Below are 19282 nucleotides of genomic sequence, written 5' to 3' on the forward strand. Positions count from 1 at the left end.
CGCGCCTGTCCGGGCTAGCGTGGTGTCATGACCACTGCAGCGAAAGCACAGACCCTCATCGACCTCTACGACGCCCCGGAGATCCTTCGCGTCGTCAACGTCTGGGACGTCGTCGGCGCACGTGCCGTCGCCGCCCTGCCAGAGACGAAGGCCATCGCGACAGCGGGACACGGCATCGCCGCGTCGTTCGGCTATGACGACGGCACCACGCCGCGCGACATCATGATCGACATGGTCGGACGCATTGCCGCATCCGTCGACGTCCCCGTCACCGCGGACCTCGACGACGGCTACGGCGACGCGGGGGAGACCACCCGCCTCGCGATCGCCGCCGGTGTCGTCGGCGCCAACGTCGAGGACCGCCTCAAGCCGCTCGACGAGTCCGTCGCGATCGTCGAGGCGATCGTGAAGGCCGCCGAGGCCGAGGGCGTCCCGTTCGCGCTCAATGCGCGCACCGACGCGTTCGTGCGCGGAGGCGGACGCCCGGTCGAAGAGAGCGTCGCCGATGCGATCCAGCGCGGACGCGCGTTCCTGGATGCTGGAGCCACGGCGGTGTTCGTGCCCGGGATCCTCGACGCCACGACGACCCGTCAGCTCGTCGAAGGGATCGGCCGCAACAAGGTCAGCGTGATCGGTCTTCCGGGTGCGCTCGCCGCAGCACAGTACGAGGAGCTCGGCGTCGCCCGCATCTCCTACGGTCCGCTGCCTCAGCGTGTGGCGCTCACGGCGCTGCAGGAGCTCGCCGCGTCGCTCTACGGCACCGGTGTCGTGCCCGCGGGTCTCCCCGCGCTCAACTGACACGGGACGAGTGACCACGGCCCGTAGAATCGTCCCGTGGTCATTCGTCTATCGAACTTCTTCCTCCGCACGCTCCGTGAAGACCCGGCCGGCGCCGAGGTCACCAGCCACAAGCTGCTGATCCGCGCCGGATACATCCGACCGCAGGCGGCCGGCATCTTCGCGTGGCTGCCGCTCGGCCTGCGGGTCAAGGCCAAGATCGAGACCGTCATCCGCGAGGAGATGGCCGCGGCCGGTGCCCAGGAGGTGCATTTCCCGGCTCTCATGCCCCGAGAGGCCTACGAGGCGACCGGGCGCTGGGACGAGTACGGCGACCTGCTCTTCCGTCTGCAGGACCGCAAGGGCGGCGACTACCTGCTCGCCCCCACCCACGAAGAGGCGTTCACCGGTCTTGTGAAGGATCTGTACTCCTCGTACAAGGACCTTCCGCTGACGATCTACCAGATCCAGGACAAGTACCGCGACGAAGCTCGTCCGCGTGCGGGTCTGCTCCGCGGCCGCGAATTCACGATGAAGGACGCCTACTCGTTCGACTCGTCGGATGCCGGACTGGAGGCGAGCTATCAGGCCCAGCGCGACGCCTACGAGCGCATCTTCCAGCGCCTGGGTCTGGAATACGCGATCGTGCAGGCGGATGCCGGTGCCATGGGAGGTTCGCGCAGCGAGGAGTTCCTGCACCCCACGCCGGTCGGTGAGGACACGTTCGTCCGCAGCGCCGGCGGCTACGCGGCGAACGTCGAGGCGTTCACGACCGCGGTGCCCGCCCCCGTGGCCTTCGACGCCGACGCGTCGCCCGTCGTCTTCGACTCGCCGAACACGCCGACGATCGAGACGCTCGTCGCGCACGCCAATGCGCACCTCGACGGCGAGTACACCGCGGCCGACACGCTGAAGAACGTCGTGCTCGCGCTCACGCACCTCGACGGAACCCGCGAGCTCGTCGTCGTCGGCATCCCCGGTGACCGCGAGGTCGACGAGAAGCGCGCGGAGGTGGCCTTCGCCCCGGCCGAGGTGTCGACCGCGACGCCCGAGGACTTCGAGAAGAATCCGCTGCTCGTCAAGGGCTACATCGGCCCCTGGTCGCCCACCGGTGCTGTGCTCGGCGACGAGTCGGCCACAGGCATCCGCTACCTCGTCGACCCCCGCGTCAGCGAAGGATCGAGCTGGATCACCGGCGCGAACATCGACCAGAAGCACGCGCACTCGGTCGTCGCAGGGCGCGACTTCGAGGCGGACGGCATCGTCGAGATCGCGAACGTCAGGGCGGGCGACCCCGCACCCGACGGCTCGGGTCCGGTCGAGCTCGCCCGCGGCATGGAGATCGGCCATGTCTTCCAGCTCGGACGCAAGTACGCCGAGGCTCTCGGCCTCAAGGTTCTCGACGAGAACGGCAAGCTGGTCACCGTCACCATGGGGTCCTACGGCATCGGCGTGACGCGCATCCTCGCGATCATCGCCGAGCTCAACAACGACGACAAGGGCCTCATCTGGCCGGCATCCGTCGCGCCGTTCGACGTGCAGGTCGTCGCCGCGGGGCGCGACCAGGTCGCCTTCGACGTCGCCGCCGACATCTCGGCGCAGCTCGAGTCCACAGGCCTGGACGTGCTCTACGACGACCGTCCCAAGGTGTCGCCGGGCGTCAAGTTCGGCGACGCAGAGCTGGTCGGTGTCCCGAAGATCGTGATCGTCGGCCGCGGTGCGGCCGAGGGGCAGGTCGAGCTCTGGGATCGCGCGAGCGGCGAGAGGGATGCCGTGTCGGTCGCCGAAGCCATCGCTCGCCTCACGCGCTGAACGGTCAGAAGAGCCGCGGCATCCGATCGGCTGCCGCGGCTCTTCGCATCCCTGCTCCGGCGGCGTTGCGGATCTGAGAGCATCCGACTGTCGTGACACGCTGGAGGTATGACCGAGGAGACGCTTCCCGCCGCGCTCAGCGCAGAGATCAACAAGGTCCTCGACGACGCCGGGGTCCGCTCCGATCGCCGTCTGGTGATGCGGATGCTGCGCACGGCGATCCTCCTCGGGGAGGACGGAGCCGATCGCCTCGACCTCAAGATCGCGTCGGCGGCCCTCGCGGAGATGCGAGACGCCTTCCGGCTCTTCGCGCCCTACGAGGGCGTGCCGAAGGTCACGGTGTTCGGATCCGCCAGGACTCGACAGGACGACCCGCTCTATCTCCAGGCACGGGACGTCGCGGCGGCCCTCGCCACGGAGGGATGGATGGTGGTGACAGGCGCGGGTCCCGGCATCATGCAGGCGGCGGCGGAGGGCGCCGGTCCCGCCCTGTCGCTCGGCGTCTCGATCCGCCTGCCCTTCGAGGAGAAGGCGAACACGATCATCGAGGGCTCCGAGCACGTCGTCGCGATGAAGTACTTCTTCACCCGCAAGCTCATGCTGATGAAGGAGTCCCTCGGTTTCATCTGCCTTCCCGGCGGCTTCGGGACCCTCGACGAGATGTTCGAGCTGCTCACCCTCCAGCAGACCGGCAAAGCGGAGCCGACACCCATCGTCCTGCTGGATCGGAAGGGCGGCACGTTCTGGAACGGGCTCAAGCGCTTCATCGACGAGGATCTCGCGCCGACCGGTGTCATCTCGGAGGGGGACTTCGACCGGGTCGTCGTCACCGATTCGATCGAGGACGCGATCGCCGAGATCACCGGATTCTGGCGGAACTACGACTCGCTCCGGTGGGTCGGCGACGCGCTCGTCCTGCGCCTGCGCGCTGAGCCGACGGATGCCGAACTCGACGACCTCACCGACCGTTTCGGCCACATGCTCGCCGACGGGCGCATCCGGCGCAGCGAGCCGCTCGCGCCGGAGATCACCGACGGGGACCGCCTTGACCTCCCTCGGGTCGTCCTCCATCTGGACCATCGGCGCGTCGGCGAGCTCTTCCGTCTGATCGGGGCGCTCAACGCATTGGCATCCGCTCCCGAGAACTGACGCCGCCCGGATCCGTGTGGTGCGCCGCGTCCGGTATCCTGGACGGATGCCCGCTGCGTCTCGCGGGCGAGAGCTGAATAGGGAGGCCGTCCATGGACATCGAGCTGAGTCTGCTGCGTGGGATCGAGAAGGAGAAGTCGATCCCCTTCGACGAGCTGGTCTCGATCATCGAGCAGGCCATCCTGACGGCCTACAACAAGCACGTCGCCGGTGACGGACCCGCCCCGGAGGGCGTGCGCGTCGCCCTCGACCGCAAGTCCGGACACGTCGCCGTGCTGCAGGCCGTGACCGACGACGAGGGGGCCGTGATCGGCGAGGAGGACGCGACCCCGGACGACTTCGGACGCATCGCCGCGTTCGCCGCCAAGCAGGTCATCGGTCAGCGTCTGCGCGACATCGCCGACGATGCCGTCCTCGGCGAGTTCCGTGGCAAGGAAGGCGACATCGTCGCAGGTGTGGTCCAGCAGGGTCCCAACCCGCGGATGATCCATGTCGACCTCGGCACCGTCGAAGCGATCCTGCCGCCCGAGGAGCAGGTGCCGGGTGAGGAGTACTCGCACGGCTCGCGCGTGCGTGTCTACGTGACCAGCGTCGCGAAGGGCCTCAAGGGGCCGCAGATCACGGTGTCCCGGACTCACCCGGGTCTCGTGCGCAAGCTGTTCGCCCTGGAGGTCCCCGAGATCGCCGGCGGTCTGGTCGAGATCGTGTCCCTCGCGCGCGAGGCCGGACATCGCACGAAGATCGCCGTGAAGGCCAACGACCCGTCGATCAACGCCAAGGGCGCGTGCATCGGGGAGATGGGGCGTCGCGTGCGTGCGGTGACCGAGGAACTGGCGGGGGAGAAGATCGACATCATCGACTACAACCCCGAACTCGCCGCCTTCGTCGCGAACGCGCTGTCGCCCGCCAAGGTGACCAGTTCGTTCATCCTCGACGCGAACACGAAGGCTGTCCGCGCTCTGGTGCCGGACTACCAGCTGTCGCTCGCCATCGGCAAGGAGGGGCAGAACGCCCGCCTCGCGGCGAAGCTGACCGGCGCGAAGATCGACATCCAGCCCGACAGCATCCTCGACTGACTCCGAGACGGACTCGCCCCGTGTGGGCGAGTCCGATTGAATCCCAGGTGTAAGATGGAACCCGTACGAACGTGCGTCGGCTGTCGCACGCGTGCTCCCCGATCCGCCCTGCTCAGGGTGGTGACCCAGGACGACACTCTCATCATCGATGAACGTGCTGTCCTGCCGGGGCGCGGCGCGTGGGTGCATGCCACGCGGGAATGCATGGAGGCCGCACTGCGGCGTCGTGCTTTCGGACGAGCGCTCCGTGTGTCCGCGAATGTGGACACGCAGACCATCGAAAACTATCCATTCGGAAACAAAGGCTGAACAGCTATGGAAACAAAGTGAACGGCTCGAAATGAGACCCGTCCGCGACTGATGGTCTGCCCTGTCTGGGCAGACCGCCCCAGACAGGAGAATTGTGGCTGGTAAACCACGCGTACATGAGATCGCCGCTGAACTCGGCGTCGACAGCAAGGTCGCTCTTGCAAAGCTCAAGGAACTCGGCGAATTCGTGAAGAGTCCTTCGTCCACCGTCGAGCCCCCCGTCGCCCGCAAGCTGCGTGCGGCGATCGAGGCCGACGCCTCGCTGAAGCCCGCTGAGGCGAAGCCCGCCTCGGCCAAGCCCGCGCAGGGCTCCGCTGCGGCGACCCCCGGCCCGGCCAAGTCGTCCGCGCCGACCCCCGGTCCCAAGCCGGGACCGAAGCCCGGTCCTGCCCCGGCGCCTGCACCCGAGGCTCCCGCCCCGGCTGCGCCTGCTGCGCAGGCCCCTGCGGCATCGTCCGCACCCAAGCCCGGTCCTGCGGCTCCGAAGCCCGCAGACAACGCGGCTCCCAAGCCCGGTGCCCCGCGCCCCGGCAACAACCCGTTCTCCAGCTCCCAGGGCATGGGTCAGCGTCCCGCTGGTCCCCGCCCGGGGAACAATCCCTTCGCGTCCGCTCAGGGCATGGGCCAGCGCCCGACGCCGGGCAACATCCCGCGTCCGCAGGCTCCGCGCCCGGGAGCTCCGCGTCCGGGCGCACCCCGTCCCGGTTCGCCTCGTCCCGGCGCCCCTCGCGGCGGTCAGGGCGGTCGTCCCGGCGCACCGTTCCAGCAGCGTCCCGGCGGTCCCGGTCGTCCCGGCGGTGCCGGCGGCCCCGGTGCCGGTGGTCCCGGCGCTCGTCCCGGCGGGGGTGGCGGATTCGCCGGCCGCCCCGGCGGCGGTGGCGGTCGTGGTCGCGGCCCCGGTGGTGGTACCGCCGGTGCGTTCGGCAAGGGCGGCGGCAAGAGCAAGCAGCGCAAGTCGCGGCGGGCGAAGCGGCAGGAGTTCGAGATGCGGTCGGCGCCGGTCGTCGGCGGCGTCAACGTCTCGAAGGGCAATGGCGAGATCATCCGTCTGCGCCGCGGTGCATCCATCGCGGACTTCGCGGACAAGCTCGAAGCGCTGAACGGCTACACCGTCCAGCCGGGAACGCTCGTCACGATCCTCTTCAACCTGGGCGAGATGGCAACGGCCACCGAGTCCCTGGACGAGGCGACCTTCGAGATCCTCGGCGAAGAGCTCGGCTACAAGATCCAGATGGTCTCGCCCGAGGACGAGGACAAGGAGCTCCTCGAGGGCTTCGGTCTCGACCTCGAGGCCGAGCTGGAGGCGGAGAGCGAGGACGACCTCGAGATCCGTCCTCCGGTCGTCACCGTCATGGGTCACGTCGACCACGGTAAGACGCGCCTCCTCGACGCGATCCGCAAGACCAATGTCATCGAGGGCGAGGCCGGCGGCATCACCCAGCACATCGGTGCCTACCAGGTCTGGACCGAGCACGAGGGCATCGAGCGCGCCATCACCTTCATCGACACCCCGGGTCACGAGGCGTTCACCGCCATGCGTGCACGTGGTGCGCAGGTGACCGATCTCGCGATCCTCGTGGTCGCGGCCGACGACGGCATCATGCCGCAGACGGTCGAGGCGCTGAACCACGCTCAGGCGGCGGACGTGCCGATCGTGGTCGCGGTGAACAAGGTCGACAAGCCCGAGGCCAACCCGGCCAAGGTCCGTCAGCAGCTCACGGAGTACGGTCTGGTCGCCGAGGAGTACGGCGGCGACGTCATGTTCGTCGACGTCTCGGCTCGCGCCGGCACCGGCATCCAGGAGCTCCTGGACGCCGTCCTGCTCACCGCGGACGCCGGTCTCGACCTCACGGCGAACCCGAACAAGGCCGCTCGAGGCGTCGCCATCGAGGCGAAGCTCGACAAGGGTCGCGGTTCGGTCGCCACGGTGCTCATCCAGTCCGGAACGCTGCGCGTCGGCGACGCGATCGTGGCGGGCACGGCGTACGGCCGTGTGCGTGCGATGGCAGACGAGAACGGCGAGCAGGTCCTCGAGGCCTACCCGTCGCGTCCGGTCCAGGTGCAGGGTCTCAACTCGGTTCCCCGGGCAGGCGACGTCTTCATCGTGACCGAAGAAGACCGCATGGCCCGTCAGATCGCCGAGAAGCGCGAAGCCGTCGAGCGCAACGCCCAGCTGGCCAAGGCCCGCAAGCGCATCTCGCTCGAGGACTTCACCCGTGCACTCGAAGAGGGCAAGGTCGAGTCGCTCAACCTCATCATCAAGGGTGACGTGTCGGGTGCCGTCGAGGCGCTCGAGGAGTCGCTCCTCAAGATCGAGGTCGACGACTCGGTGCAGCTGCGCATCATCCACCGCGGCGTCGGTGCGATCACCGAGTCCGACGTGAACCTGGCGACGATCGACAACGCGATCATCGTGGGCTTCAACGTCCGTCCCGACACGAAGGCGCGCGAGCGCGCCTCCCGTGAGGGCGTGGACATCCGCTTCTACTCCGTCATCTACAACGCGATCGACGAGATCGAGAGCTCGCTCAAGGGCATGCTCAAGCCGGAGTACGAAGAGGTCCAGTCGGGTGTCGCCGAGATCCGCGAGGTGTTCCGCTCCTCGAAGTTCGGCAACATCGCCGGTGTCATCGTGCGCTCGGGAACGATCACGCGCAACGCGAAGGCCCGTGTGATCCGCGACGGCGTCGTGCTGGCCGATGGCCTCGCCATCGAGTCGCTGCGTCGCTTCAAGGATGACGTCACCGAGGTCCGCACGGACTACGAGGCCGGTATCGGCCTCGGCAAGTACAACGACATCCAGATCGGCGACGAGATCGAGACCACTGAACTGGTGGAGAAGCCTCGCGGCTGACGTAGGTCGCTCCGGCGATGGATGCCATCGGGATAACGGGAACCCCCAAGACCCCGACTATCCCGATGGCATCCATCACCTCCGCAACAGGTTCCCCGCCTCGGCGGTTGAGAGAAGGACAATAAGCATGGCTGGAGAACGACAGGCTCGTCTCGCCGACCGCATCCGCGTGATCCTCGCGGAGCGCCTCGAGAAGGGGCTGCGCGATCCGCGCCTCGGCTTCGTGACCATCACCGACGTCCGCGTGAGCGGCGATCTGCAGCACGCATCGGTCTTCTTCACCGTGCTCGGCACGGAAGAGGAGCGCGTTGCCAGCGGCGCCGCGCTCGCCTCGGCGACGGGGATGCTCCGCAGCGAGGTCGGTCGTCAGCTCAGCACCCGACTGGTGCCGACGCTGGAGTTCATCCCCGACGCACTGCCCGAGAACGCGGACCACATCTCCGCGCTGCTTCGCCAGGCGCAGGAGCACGACGCCGAGGTCGCCAAGCTCGCGTCCGGTGCGTCGCACGCCGGCGATGCGGACCCGTACGTGCACGACGACGAATCGGACAGCTGATCCGACTGCTACCCTCAGCGTGCGAGGGGAACGCACGCTGAGGGGAAAGCAGAATAGACACACCGACACCGCGCACAGCGGCGGCGTCGGCATCGTTCGTCGTATGCGAGATGCTGACGCAGCTGCACAGTCTGGGGCTGAACTGCGCACCGCACGTACTGAGCCGCGTCATCTCGGGCGTGGACGGCGATCAGCCGTCCGTGATCGAGATGGTCGCGGGACTCGATCCTGCCGTGAGAGCGGGACTCCGTCCGCTACCGCATCCGCTCCCGCTCGTCCCGGCGGTGGCCTCTCGATTCGAGAGCCTGGAGTTCGGAACACGGGATCGTGACCTCCTTTTGGGGGTGGCGCTGACCCTCGATGATGAGCTCGATCCGCTGCTCGTCTTCGATGGGCGCACCGCCGAGCAGATCGCGAACAGCGCTGCCGGCGAGCATCTCGTCATCCGTGCAGGACGCGTTCGATTCGCCGATCCGAGACTCGGACTGTGGGTCGAGGGCACTGCGTCGACGTCCGTCGAGTCGTCGGCGCATCGCCGACTCGCACAGGTGTTCGATGCGATCGGCGACCGTGTCGGCGCTGACTGGCATCGCGCCCGTGCATCGATGCGGGGGCTTGCCGAAGCGGCGCCCGAGCTCATCCGGATCGCGCGCAGCCTGTCCGAGAGCGGTCACACCGACCGGGCGCTGCAGCTCGCGGTGGAAGCAGCGGCGCACGCGACGGATGTCGATCTCGATGAGGCGCGCCTCGTCGCCGGTGCGGCGTCCATCGGAGCCGGCTATGCCGCCGAGGCGGCCTCCTGGCTGTCCGCGCTGTTCCCCCGGGGCACGGAGAAGTATCGCCTGCAGGGACTCAGCGGACTCCTGATCGCCCAGGCTCACCTGCACGGGGCGGTTCCCGACGTCGATCCTTCCGCTCTGCGACCGACGAGCGACGACCTCTCGGACTGGTACTCCTGGACACGTGCGGCAGCCTTTGGTGCCGTTCTCAGCGCGGAGCGGCACGACCGGCAGGGGATGCGCCTGTGGCTCGATGCGCTGCGCGAGGGGAGCATGCGCACCGGCACCGAACGATCCCTGCGGGACCCTGTGGTCGCGCTCAGCTGGTTGATCGCGCGCGACGACGACCACGAGGACGTCTCAGGGCACGGACCGTTCAGCGGACGGCTTCTCCGAGCGCTCCGCGCCGCGATCGACGGCGATCTCGATCGCGCGATACGCGCGATCACCGCGAGCGACTCCGACCTGACACCGGAAGTGGATGCCTTCGTCGCGGGATTCGAGCACAGTCCGCTCGTGCACGCGTATCTCGCCGTCGTCGAAGCGCTGCTGCTCGCCTGGCGCGGCGACATCCGAGCGGCGCGGGAGCGGCTGAACGGCGCCGTGCTCGATCTTCCTGTCGCAATGGCCTTCTCAGGAGTGGGCGTGGCCCTGCTGCGTCGACTCGATCTCGCCGTGGACGGTGCGATCGGGCCGGTCGCTCAGGCACTGACGAACGCGTTGCCGGCCGGCTTCCGGCTGGACCGTCTCGTCGACCGAGCCATCGAGTCGTTCCTCTCGGGATCATTCGACGACGCCACGGCGATCATGCGCCTGTGGCTCGACCAGGGAGCACCCGGCACCGCGTTCGCCCTGCCGGGCTTCGACGAAGCCGCACCGTGGTCGTGGGAGCATCCGACGATCATCCGGCTCGTCGAACCCCCTCAGAGCGTCGCCGCCCGGGGACTCCGCGCCAAGGTCGCGACCCTCGACGAGGGCCGCTGGCGGGCGGAGAGCGAGACGATCGCCGCCGCCGCACGTGAAGTGCTCTCACCGTTCGAGCGCGGTCGACTCGAGGCGATGATCGGCATCCGAGCCAGCATCGGGCAGGACGCGGAGGTCGCGCGAGAGCATCTGCGTGCGGCACACAACCTGTTCGCCGTCGCCGGGGCGGATGCCTGGACCCGGGTCGTGAGCGAGCGGCTCGACAGACTGGATGCCGACGCATCGGACGGCCAGGGCAGTCGTCACGACCTCAGTGCGTGTCGGGCGGCCTGGGAGCCGCTTCTGACGTCGCGGGAACTCGAGATCGCCATGCGCGTGGCGGCCGGCGCCTCGAACCGTACGATCGCCGAGGAGCTGAACGTGTCGGTCCGCACGGTCGAGGTGCACCTGGGTAGGGTCTTCGCGAAACTCGACGTCCGCACGCGAGCGGAACTGACCGTGCGCGCCCATCGCGTCAGCCGGTATGTGTGATCGTTCAGCGCGGCAGGGTCAGCAGTTCGCCGTCGGCCTCCGCGAGGCCGTCCGAGATCAGCGTTCCGATCGCGCGATCGCGCTGATGCGGATCGGGCCAGTCGGGCAGCACGGCGTCGAGAAGGACACCGGCCGGTCGGGAGCGCAGGAGTCTCAGGACTGCACCTCTGGCCTGACGGTCCGAGCCCTCGAAGGCGGCCTGACGTCGGCGGGTGTCACCGGTGTCGGGACGTCCGGCGGCGACCCAGGCGCAGGAAGTGCGCAGCGGGCAGACATCGCACTTCGGTGATCGCGCGGTGCAGACGGTCGCGCCGAGCTCCATCGCCGCCGCGTTGAAGACCGCGGACTCCGCATCGGATGCCGGCAGCAGCGATTCCATGAGGGTGAGGTCTCGACGCGAAGGCGGAGAGGGCTGCGACTGTCCGTCGACCGCTCTGGCGAGCACGCGTCTCGTGTTGGTGTCGACGACGGGATGCCGGTCGCCGTAGGCGAATGCGGCGACGGCTCGAGCCGTGTAGTCGCCGATCCCGGTGAGTGCGAGCAATGCGTCCACATCGCGGGGGACGACACCGCCGTGTCGATCGGTGATCTCGATCGCCGCGCGATGGAGCCACAGCGCGCGACGCGGATAGCCGAGGTTCGCCCACTGGGTCACGACATCCGCTGGGGCAGCCGCGGCGAGCAGACTCGGTCTCGGCCACCGGGCCAACCATGCGGTCAGATGCGGGATCACGCGGTTCACGGGAGTCTGCTGGAGCATGAACTCGCTCACGAGCGTTCCCCACGCGCCGTACTCCTCGTGGAATTCCGCCCGACGCCAAGGAAGATCGCGCGCCGCGCCCCGGTACCACTCTGAGAGGTGGTGCATCGCCGACACGGCGGCGGACGACGGAGAGGGCATCAGTCCAGCGTAGGCGAGCGGATCCCGTCGTGCGCGCCCGCGCGCGCACCGTAGGCTGGAGCAATGGTCTCGCCCGGCATCCTCCTCGTCGACAAGCCGGCAGGACTGACCAGTCACGACGTCGTCGCGCGCACCCGCCGCGCGTTCGGCACACGCAAGGTCGGTCACGCCGGAACCCTGGATCCGATGGCCACCGGCCTTCTCGTGATCGGTATCGAGGGGGCCACGCGGCTGCTCACGTACATCGTGGGCGCCGACAAGACCTACACCGCGACGATCCGTCTCGGCGCCACGACGACGACCGACGATGCAGAGGGCGAAACCGTCGCGACGGCGGCCCCGTCAGCGTGGGATGCCGTCACAGACGGGGCCATCGCCGACGGCATCCGCGCCCTCACCGGCACGATCTCCCAGGTGCCCAGCTCGGTCTCGGCCATCAAGGTCGACGGCCGTCGCGCGTACGACCGGGTTCGGGCGGGGGAGGAGGTCGTCCTCGCATCGCGCGAGGTCACGGTCTCCCGTTTCGACCTGATCGCGCGACGCGATGCCGACGCGAACATCGATCTCGACGTGGTCGTCGACTGCTCGTCGGGCACGTACATCCGCTCCCTCGCCCGCGATCTCGGCGCTGCGCTCGGTGTCGGCGGGCATCTGACCGCTCTGCGTCGCACGCACGTCGGCGACTTCGACGTCGCGGATGCCGTCTCCGTCGATTCCCTCGACGGGGCGGTTCCGGCGTCACCCGCCGCCGCTGCGGTCCGAGTGCTGCCCAGGCTCGATGTCACTGCCGAGGAAGCCCGCGACCTCCGGCACGGGAAGCGTCTGTCGGGAGCAGCGGCTCGCGTCGATGGCGCTCTCGCCGCGGCGATCGACGACGACGGCGACCTCGTCGGCATCGTGGAGAAGCGCGGAGCCGACCTGAAGAGTGCCATGAACATGCCCGAGTCCGCCGCATGATCCTCTGGCTCACCGTCGTCCAGATCATCGTCGCGATCGCCGCCGGGGTGTTCTGCCTGGTCGCCGGTCTCGCGAAGCGGCGCCCGAGCGACTACACGGTGGGAGCGCTGGCGCTCATCGAGCTGCTGCTCATCGTGCAGGTGGTCGTCGCGATCGTGTCGCCGCTCGCCGGTAATCCGCCGACCGGCGACCTGCTGGAGTACTGGGTGTACCTGGTCTCGGCTGTGCTGCTACCCGTCGGGGCGGTGCTGTGGGCGCTCATGGAGCGCAGTCGCTGGAGCACCGTGATCCTCGGGGTGGCGGCGCTGGCGATCGCCGTGATGCTGTGGCGGATGCAGGTGATCTGGACCATCCAGGTCGCCTGACCGCGGATCCGGGGCGGTCCGCCCGCAACTAGGATGGGTGGAGCTATGAGCACCACCGAAACCACCTCGCGGATGACCGGCATCGGCCGGGTCCTCGTCATCGTGTACGCCGTGATGGCGCTGGCCGCGACCGGACGGAGCTTCGTGCAGATCGTCCGACGCTTCGACGAAGCGCCGCTTGCATACTCGCTGTCCGCACTCGCTGCCGTCGTCTACATCCTCGCCACCCTCGCCCTCGTCCTCGCGAAGCGGCGCGGCTGGTACACGGTGGCGTGGGTGTCGATCGTCTTCGAGCTCACCGGCGTCCTCGTGGTCGGCCTGCTCAGCATCCTCGCCCCCGCGCTCTTCCAGCACGAGACGGTGTGGTCGCTGTTCGGTCACGGCTACCTGTTCATCCCGCTCGTGCTGCCGCTCTTCGGCATCTGGTGGCTCCGAACGCACCGCCCCGCCACGGCGGCCGAGGTCGCCTCGTGATCGTCTTCCGCGATCCGAGTGAGGTCCCCGCGGACTTCGGTCCCTCGGTCGTGGCCATAGGCAAGTTCGACGGCGTCCACGCCGGGCACCGCGCCGTGATCGAGCGGCTGCAGGAGCACGCCACCGCCTCCGGTGCGCGCGCCGTCGCGGTGACCTTCGACCGAAATCCGCTCGCCGTGCTTCGACCCGATCGGTGCCCCGAGAACGTGGTCACCGTCGACCGCAAGCTCGAGCTGCTGAGCGAGCTCGGTCTGGACGCGACCTTACTGCTCACCTTCGACGAGGCGCTCGCCTCACGCAGCGCCGAGGACTTCGTCACCGACATCCTCGTGTCGGCGCTCAAGGTCTCGACGGTTCTCGTGGGCGAGGACTTCCGCTTCGGTCACGGCGGTGCGGGAACACCTGAGCTCCTCGAGGAGCTCGGTCCCCGTCTCGGCTTCACCGTCGACATCGTCGACGACGTGTACCTTGAGGGTTCCGACCGCCGGGTATCGTCGAGCTGGATCCGGCAGCTTCTCATCGACGGCGATGTCACAACGGCCGCCAGGGCGCTCGGGCGCCCGGTGGATGTTCGCGGCGAGGTCGTGCATGGACTCAAGCGCGGTAGAGAGCTCGGCTTCCCGACGGCGAACCTGTCGACCATCACGGACTCCTTCGTCCCGGCCGACGGCATCTACGCCGGCTGGCTCGTCGACCACCACACCGGCATCCGTCATCGTGCTGCGATATCGGTCGGAACCAACCCGACGTTCGACGACGTGCTGCTGCGTCAGGTCGAGGCCCACGTGCTCGGAGAGACCGGACTCGACCTCTACGGACACGACGTGACGGTCGAGTTCATCGAACGCCTGCGCGGCATGGTCGCCTTCGAAGGGATCGAGAAGCTGAAGGTGCAGATGGCAGCCGATGTGGACGAGGCACAGAGAGTGCTCGACGCGTCGATCGCCTGAGGCGTGTCCTGCGATGCGCTGGTGCATCGGCATGGCGTAGACTGACGCTCGGTTCCCGGTGATCCTCGCACGTCGTTCGTGCATCGACGGGAACCGGATCCACCGTCCGCACGGTCCTGGCTCACGCCACACGCGGACATCGAGACGGCCCGGCACCGCAGGCGCTTCGGCCTTCACGCTCAGGAGGAGCATGCCGACCACGGCAACCGCCGCCACGCGGCGAAAGAAGACGTCCCGTCGTGACGACGAGGCGCCGCTGATTCCCATCCTCGCCCGCAAGGTGCGCGAGATCGAGGCGAAATCGCAGCGCGGCAAGCTCGGCCCCACGAACCGGGTCAAGTTCCAGGTCATCGCCTTCCTGGTGCGCGAGGAGCGCGCCAGGGTGAAGGCGGATGCCGATCTCGGCGACGTCGCACGGGCCGAACTGCTCAAGAGGCTCGACGGCGTCGCGACGATCCTCGCCAAGACGGCCGCACGCGACACCTCGCTGATCCAGCTCCTCGAAGCGGATCAGGCGACGTCTCCGGTCGCGAAGCGGATGCGCCGCGACTGGCTGCTCGAATCGGGTGCCGAACTCGCTCCGGAGGAGCTGATCATCGCGGACACCGCGCCCGTGCAGGCTCCGGTCGTTCCAGCGGCGATCGCCGAGCGTCAGGTGACGCCTCCGTCGGTCGAGTCGCGGCAGCTCGCGAATCCCTTCCTCGCTCCGGATCTGACCCCGCGTGTCACGACCACGCCTCGTCGCCGCCTCGACGGGTGGGAGCTCATGGGCCCGCTCTACAAGGCGTTCGAGACCGGTGCCGGTGGGACGTCGGCGAGCATGGAGTTGCCGCCGGCCCCCGAGTTCGACCACGTGTCGCCGAAGGGCCTCGAGGTCATGGTGCACCAGTCGAGATTCATCGAGGCGGTCCGTGAGGGCCACCGCAGTTTCCTGCTGGCGGACGAGCCGGGTCTCGGCAAGACCGCGCAGTCGGTTCTCGCGGCATCCGTCGCGGGGGCATACCCGCTGCTGGTCGTCGTCCCCAACGTGGTCAAGATGAACTGGGCGCGCGAGGTCGAGCGCTGGACTCCGCAGCGCCGGGCCACCGTGATCCAGGGCGACGGCGCCGACATCGACGCGTTCGCCGACGTGTTCATCGTCAACTACGAGATCCTCGATCGGCACATGTCGTGGCTCGCGTCGATCGGACTGCGCGGCATGGTCGTCGACGAGGCGCACTTCATCAAGAACCTCTCCTCCCAGCGCTCGCAGAACGTGCTGTCGCTGGCCTCCCGGGTCCGGGAGCGCACGCCCGGCGGCAAGCCGCTCATGCTCGCGCTGACCGGGACGCCGCTGATCAACGACGTCGAGGACTTCGATGCGATCTGGCGGTTCCTCGGGTGGACCACGGGGGAGAAGCCGGGTCCTGAGCTCATGGAGAAGCTCGATGCCACCGGGTTCTCGCCCGCTGACAAGGCGTTCTATCCCGAGGCCCGAGACGCCGTGATCTCCATGGGCATCGTGCGTCGCAAGAAGAAGGACGTCGCGGCGGACCTGCCCGACAAGCTGATCGCGGATCTGCCCGTGCAGTTGGACGACGAGTTCGGTCGCGGCATCCGTCAGGCCGAGCGCGAACTCGGCGAACGACTCGCTGCCAAGTACCGTCGCATCATCGAGGCGCGTGCATCTTCCGGTGGGTCTCTGAGCTCGTCGAAGGGGGCCGTCGGTGAGATCGACGACGACATCGTTCGTCTCGTCGCGCAGAACGAGCTCGAAGAGTCGAAGGCGGCCGGCACCGGAGGGGACAACGTCTTCACCATGGTTCGCCGCATCGGACAGGCGAAGGCGCAGCTCGCGGCGGACTACGCCGCGCAACTGCAGCGCTCCGTCGGCAAGGTGGTCTTCTTCGCGAAGCACATCGACGTGATGGACCGAGCGGAAGCGCACTTCGCCGCCAGCGGCATCCGCTCCGTCTCGATCCGTGGCGATCAGTCGACGGTGAATCGGCAGCAGGCGATCGACGACTTCAACGGCGACCCCGAGGTCGGCATCGCGGTCTGCTCGCTCACCGCGGCGGGTGTGGGGCTCAACCTGCAGGCCGCGTCGAACGTCGTGCTCGCGGAGCTGTCGTGGACGGCAGCGGAACAGACGCAGGCGATCGACCGCGTGCACCGGATCGGCCAGGACGAGCCGGTCACCGCGTGGAGGATCATCGCCGCACACACGATCGACACGAAGATCGCGGAGCTGATCGATCAGAAGCAGGGGCTCGCGGCGCGTGCGCTCGACGGTGAAGCGATCGACGACGCCGCAGCGGAACCAGTGCAGCTCGCGGCGCTCATGCACCTGCTCCGCCAGGCGCTCGGCGGAGCGTGAAGGATCGGGCGTTAAGAACAGCTGTTCTTAACGCCCGATTTTCTCTTTCTGACGGATGGGGTGGAATTTCTGGCCGAATGTCCCGAAACGTCGTCAAGATTCCGGGTTTTCGCGCTGTGGAATGGCGCATCCGGACACGGGGCCGCTAGTGTCGATCGCAGGCAGTGTCGCCTCATCCACCCTTTTCCCGAACGTCTGAAGGCACCAGCATGAAGATCGGCATCCTGACGAGCGGCGGCGACTGCCCCGGACTCAACGCGGTCATCCGCGGCATCGTGCTCAAGGGCACCACCACCTACGACCTCGAGTTCGTCGGCATCCGCGACGGCTGGCGCGGGGTCGTCGACGGAGACTTCTTCCCGCTCACCCGGCACGAGGTGAAGGGCCTCTCCAAGGTCGGTGGCACGATCCTCGGTACCAGCCGCACCAACCCCTATGAGGGCGAGCGCGGCGGCGCCGAGAACATCGCGAAGACCCTGTACGGGCACAAGATCGACGGCATCATCGCGATCGGCGGCGAGGGGACCCTCGCCGCCGCCGACCGTCTCGCGAAGGACGGGATCAACGTCATCGGCGTGCCGAAGACGATCGACAACGATCTGCAGGCCACCGACTACTCGTTCGGGTTCGACACCGCGGTCAACATCGCGACCGATGCGATGGACCGCCTGCGCACAACGGGCGACTCGCACCAGCGCTGCATGGTCGCCGAGGTCATGGGCCGTCACGTGGGCTGGATCGCCCTCCACGCGGGCATGGCGGCTGGCGCACATGCGATCCTCATCCCCGAGGTCCCGCAGACGCTCGAGGAGATCACGGCGCTCGTCTCGAGCGCTCACGATCGCGGCCGTGCACCGCTCGTCGTCGTCTCCGAGGGGTTCAAGCTCAAGGGCATGGACGAGGCCTACAGCGACAAGGGTCTCGACGCGTTCAACCGTCCGCGCCTCGGCGGCATCGGCGACCAGCTCGCCCCCGAGATCGAGCGCATCACGGGCATCGAGACCCGCGCGACGATCCTCGGGCACATCCAGCGAGGCGGGTCGCCGTCGGCCTTCGACCGCGTGCTCGCCACGCGTCTCGGGCTGCACGCGGCGGACGCGGTCGTCGACCGGGCATGGGGGCAGATGGTCGCGATGCAGGGCACCGACATCGTGCGGGTTCCGTTCGCAGAGGCGCTCGGCGAGCTCAACACGGTTCCGCGCGAGCGCTACGACGAGGCCGCCGCGCTCTTCGGCTGAGCCCCGCGTCGACAGGGCGGCGCCCGACTCCCGTCTGAAAACCTGATACTGCGCCGGCGGATTCGGGCCCGAGTGGGCCCGAATCCGCCGGGTCAGATCGCGCATGCGGGAATCAGGCGCGCCGGTGTCGATGCGCGGATGCCGGCAGCCAGGGGCGCGTATCGGTCGAGGCGTCAGCCGCGGAGGTGCAGACCCTGTGCGAGTGCGGTGCGGACGGTCTCCTGCACGTACCGGGGGTGGAAGAACAGCTGACCGTAGTCGAAACGCAGCACGATGTAGCCACGCAGTCTCAGCCGAGCATCCGCCTCGATGTCGCGCCGACGAGCTGCGGCGTCGCTGTGATGAGCGAAGCCGTCGAGCTGGATCACGAGCCGATCGCCGATGAGCGCGTCGACCCGATGACCATCGATCATGACCTGTTGTCGAACGGTGACGCCGATTTCGGCCATGAGGACCAGGAACTCCGTCTCCAGACCCGACTCCGAGAGCGATGATGCAGATCGCGCGACCTGTGCGACGCGCTCACCGCGCCAGTCGATCCGCGCCAGGACCTCGGCGGCGATCATTCGCTGGTGGAGCGCAGACTCCCAGACGGCAAGGGCCCGAGCCGGCTCCAGACAGCGCGCCACATGGTGCAGCACGTTCACCAGGGGGTCGACGGGCTGGCGTCGGCGGACCTCGGCCGGACCTCTGGACCAGTGGGTGCGGAGTCCGGTCGACTCGATCCGACCAGCTTCGGGACGCACCACGACATGAACGGCCTCATCATCGGGCACCCAGAGGCCGAGAAGTCGAGCCGCGCTCACGCACGTGAGGCGCCCGCCGACTCGAAGCGCCGCGGTGATCGCGTCATCGCAGCCGCTCGCGACGATCCATGATCGGCGGATCCGCTGCACAAGCCCGGCGTCGATGGCGGCCGAGATCCGGTGACGGCTGAAGCCGGCGGCGTACAGCTCCGAGGTGTGCGCGGCGCCGCCGCGACCGATGAGTCACTGTTCGAGGAGCATCCGTCCACTCTGACGATGGCGCTGTCCGCGTGGGTGAAGAATGCCGTGATGGGGATGGATCTCGTCAGATCTGGCCGTTGTGCACGAATAGTCGCGCTGCACGAGAACAGGTCAACCGCACGAGATCATGAGGTTTTCATCTGGGGTGGTCCGCGTGTCGTGGAGTTGGTCCCTGTTCCTTTCGTGTCAGGCCGCGTTCGCGGCGGGTTGTGTGGTGAGCCGGGTCAGGGTCTCGGCGGGTGTCGTGTAGCCGAGGCTCTGGTGCCG

General features: G+C 68.4%; 17 protein-coding genes. 15 read left to right on the forward strand and 2 right to left on the reverse strand.

Features of this window, described 5'->3' with window-relative positions:
* Positions 1 to 27 precede the first annotated feature (27 nt).
* The 8 genes from ACI3KS_RS06865 to ACI3KS_RS06900 all read left to right on the forward strand — a co-directional run bounded on the left by ACI3KS_RS06865 (position 28) and on the right by ACI3KS_RS06900 (position 10767).
* A complete protein-coding gene (locus ACI3KS_RS06865) occupies positions 28 to 798 on the forward strand; it encodes an isocitrate lyase/phosphoenolpyruvate mutase family protein (protein ID WP_404916562.1) in 771 nt (256 codons plus the stop codon).
* Positions 799 to 834: 36 nt separating this feature from the next.
* Complete coding sequence (locus ACI3KS_RS06870) at positions 835 to 2589, forward strand: proline--tRNA ligase (RefSeq protein WP_404916564.1); 1755 nt, start codon at positions 835 to 837, stop codon at positions 2587 to 2589.
* A 108-nt stretch (positions 2590 to 2697) separates the two neighbouring features.
* Entirely contained in the window at positions 2698 to 3738 is a 1041-nt protein-coding gene (locus ACI3KS_RS06875) for a TIGR00730 family Rossman fold protein (RefSeq protein ID WP_404916566.1), read from the forward strand.
* A 92-nt stretch (positions 3739 to 3830) separates the two neighbouring features.
* Positions 3831 to 4814, forward strand: a complete 984-nt coding sequence (gene nusA, locus ACI3KS_RS06880; RefSeq protein ID WP_404916568.1) for a transcription termination factor NusA — start codon at positions 3831 to 3833, stop codon at positions 4812 to 4814.
* 54 nt (positions 4815 to 4868) lie between these two features.
* On the forward strand, positions 4869 to 5123 hold the full coding sequence (locus ACI3KS_RS06885) for a YlxR family protein (RefSeq protein WP_404916570.1): 255 nt from the start codon (positions 4869 to 4871) through the stop codon (positions 5121 to 5123).
* A gap of 94 nt (positions 5124 to 5217) precedes the next feature.
* A complete protein-coding gene (infB, locus tag ACI3KS_RS06890; protein ID WP_404916572.1) occupies positions 5218 to 7977 on the forward strand; it encodes a translation initiation factor IF-2 in 2760 nt (919 codons plus the stop codon).
* A gap of 127 nt (positions 7978 to 8104) precedes the next feature.
* The gene (gene rbfA / locus ACI3KS_RS06895) at positions 8105 to 8533 is read left to right on the forward strand and encodes a 30S ribosome-binding factor RbfA (RefSeq protein WP_404916574.1); all 429 of its coding nucleotides are present in this window, start codon (positions 8105 to 8107) and stop codon (positions 8531 to 8533) included.
* Positions 8534 to 8643: 110 nt separating this feature from the next.
* Positions 8644 to 10767, forward strand: coding sequence for a response regulator transcription factor (locus ACI3KS_RS06900; RefSeq protein WP_404916576.1), 2124 nt, complete (start codon positions 8644 to 8646; stop codon positions 10765 to 10767).
* 4 nt (positions 10768 to 10771) lie between these two features.
* Here ACI3KS_RS06900 and ACI3KS_RS06905 read toward each other — a convergent pair whose 3' ends face one another.
* Positions 10772 to 11668 (reverse strand): A/G-specific adenine glycosylase, encoded by an 897-nt coding sequence (locus ACI3KS_RS06905; RefSeq protein ID WP_404916578.1) that lies wholly within the window; start codon positions 11666 to 11668, stop codon positions 10772 to 10774.
* Between the two features lie 63 nt (positions 11669 to 11731).
* Between ACI3KS_RS06905 and truB the strand changes: the two genes are divergently transcribed.
* From truB to ACI3KS_RS06935, 6 genes are all read left to right on the forward strand, one after another.
* Complete coding sequence (truB, locus tag ACI3KS_RS06910; RefSeq protein ID WP_404916580.1) at positions 11732 to 12625, forward strand: tRNA pseudouridine(55) synthase TruB; 894 nt, start codon at positions 11732 to 11734, stop codon at positions 12623 to 12625.
* A complete protein-coding gene (locus tag ACI3KS_RS06915; RefSeq protein ID WP_404916582.1) occupies positions 12622 to 12990 on the forward strand; it encodes a hypothetical protein in 369 nt (122 codons plus the stop codon). The genes truB and ACI3KS_RS06915 overlap by 4 nt, the downstream gene beginning before the upstream one ends.
* A gap of 72 nt (positions 12991 to 13062) precedes the next feature.
* On the forward strand, positions 13063 to 13464 hold the full coding sequence (locus tag ACI3KS_RS06920) for a hypothetical protein (protein WP_404916596.1): 402 nt from the start codon (positions 13063 to 13065) through the stop codon (positions 13462 to 13464).
* Entirely contained in the window at positions 13461 to 14414 is a 954-nt protein-coding gene (locus tag ACI3KS_RS06925) for a bifunctional riboflavin kinase/FAD synthetase (protein ID WP_404916584.1), read from the forward strand. The genes ACI3KS_RS06920 and ACI3KS_RS06925 overlap by 4 nt, the downstream gene beginning before the upstream one ends.
* Before the next feature lie 190 nt (positions 14415 to 14604).
* Positions 14605 to 16770 (forward strand): DEAD/DEAH box helicase, encoded by a 2166-nt coding sequence (locus ACI3KS_RS06930; protein WP_404916586.1) that lies wholly within the window; start codon positions 14605 to 14607, stop codon positions 16768 to 16770.
* 209 nt (positions 16771 to 16979) lie between these two features.
* A complete protein-coding gene (locus tag ACI3KS_RS06935; RefSeq protein WP_404916588.1) occupies positions 16980 to 18008 on the forward strand; it encodes an ATP-dependent 6-phosphofructokinase in 1029 nt (342 codons plus the stop codon).
* A gap of 173 nt (positions 18009 to 18181) precedes the next feature.
* On the opposite strand, the gene ACI3KS_RS06940 is transcribed toward ACI3KS_RS06935, so the two are convergent.
* The gene (locus ACI3KS_RS06940) at positions 18182 to 18814 is read right to left on the reverse strand and encodes an endonuclease domain-containing protein (RefSeq protein WP_404916590.1); all 633 of its coding nucleotides are present in this window, start codon (positions 18812 to 18814) and stop codon (positions 18182 to 18184) included.
* 120 nt (positions 18815 to 18934) lie between these two features.
* Between ACI3KS_RS06940 and ACI3KS_RS06945 the strand changes: the two genes are divergently transcribed.
* Positions 18935 to 19282 (forward strand): hypothetical protein (locus ACI3KS_RS06945; RefSeq protein WP_404916592.1); only part of this gene is annotated, 348 nt, incomplete at its 3' end.

The organism is Microbacterium sp. ZW T5_45 (assembly GCF_044987415.1).
Classification (GTDB): Bacteria; Actinomycetota; Actinomycetes; order Actinomycetales; family Microbacteriaceae; genus Microbacterium.

What these genes read in the sequence shown, in the direction of transcription:
- ACI3KS_RS06930 (WP_404916586.1), top strand. Translation starts at nt 14,605, where the DNA reads ATGCCGACCACGGCAACCGCCGCCACGCGGCGAAAGAAGACGTCCCGT.
- ACI3KS_RS06885 (WP_404916570.1), top strand. Translation starts at nt 4,869, where the DNA reads ATGGAACCCGTACGAACGTGCGTCGGCTGTCGCACGCGTGCTCCCCGA.
- ACI3KS_RS06865 (WP_404916562.1), top strand. Translation starts at nt 28, where the DNA reads ATGACCACTGCAGCGAAAGCACAGACCCTCATCGACCTCTACGACGCC.
- rbfA (WP_404916574.1), top strand. Translation starts at nt 8,105, where the DNA reads ATGGCTGGAGAACGACAGGCTCGTCTCGCCGACCGCATCCGCGTGATC.
- ACI3KS_RS06915 (WP_404916582.1), top strand. Translation starts at nt 12,622, where the DNA reads ATGATCCTCTGGCTCACCGTCGTCCAGATCATCGTCGCGATCGCCGCC.
- ACI3KS_RS06920 (WP_404916596.1), top strand. Translation starts at nt 13,063, where the DNA reads ATGACCGGCATCGGCCGGGTCCTCGTCATCGTGTACGCCGTGATGGCG.
- nusA (WP_404916568.1), top strand. Translation starts at nt 3,831, where the DNA reads ATGGACATCGAGCTGAGTCTGCTGCGTGGGATCGAGAAGGAGAAGTCG.
- ACI3KS_RS06875 (WP_404916566.1), top strand. Translation starts at nt 2,698, where the DNA reads ATGACCGAGGAGACGCTTCCCGCCGCGCTCAGCGCAGAGATCAACAAG.
- truB (WP_404916580.1), top strand. Translation starts at nt 11,732, where the DNA reads ATGGTCTCGCCCGGCATCCTCCTCGTCGACAAGCCGGCAGGACTGACC.
- ACI3KS_RS06905 (WP_404916578.1), bottom strand. Translation starts at nt 11,668, where the DNA reads ATGCCCTCTCCGTCGTCCGCCGCCGTGTCGGCGATGCACCACCTCTCA.
- ACI3KS_RS06900 (WP_404916576.1), top strand. Translation starts at nt 8,644, where the DNA reads ATGCTGACGCAGCTGCACAGTCTGGGGCTGAACTGCGCACCGCACGTA.
- ACI3KS_RS06935 (WP_404916588.1), top strand. Translation starts at nt 16,980, where the DNA reads ATGAAGATCGGCATCCTGACGAGCGGCGGCGACTGCCCCGGACTCAAC.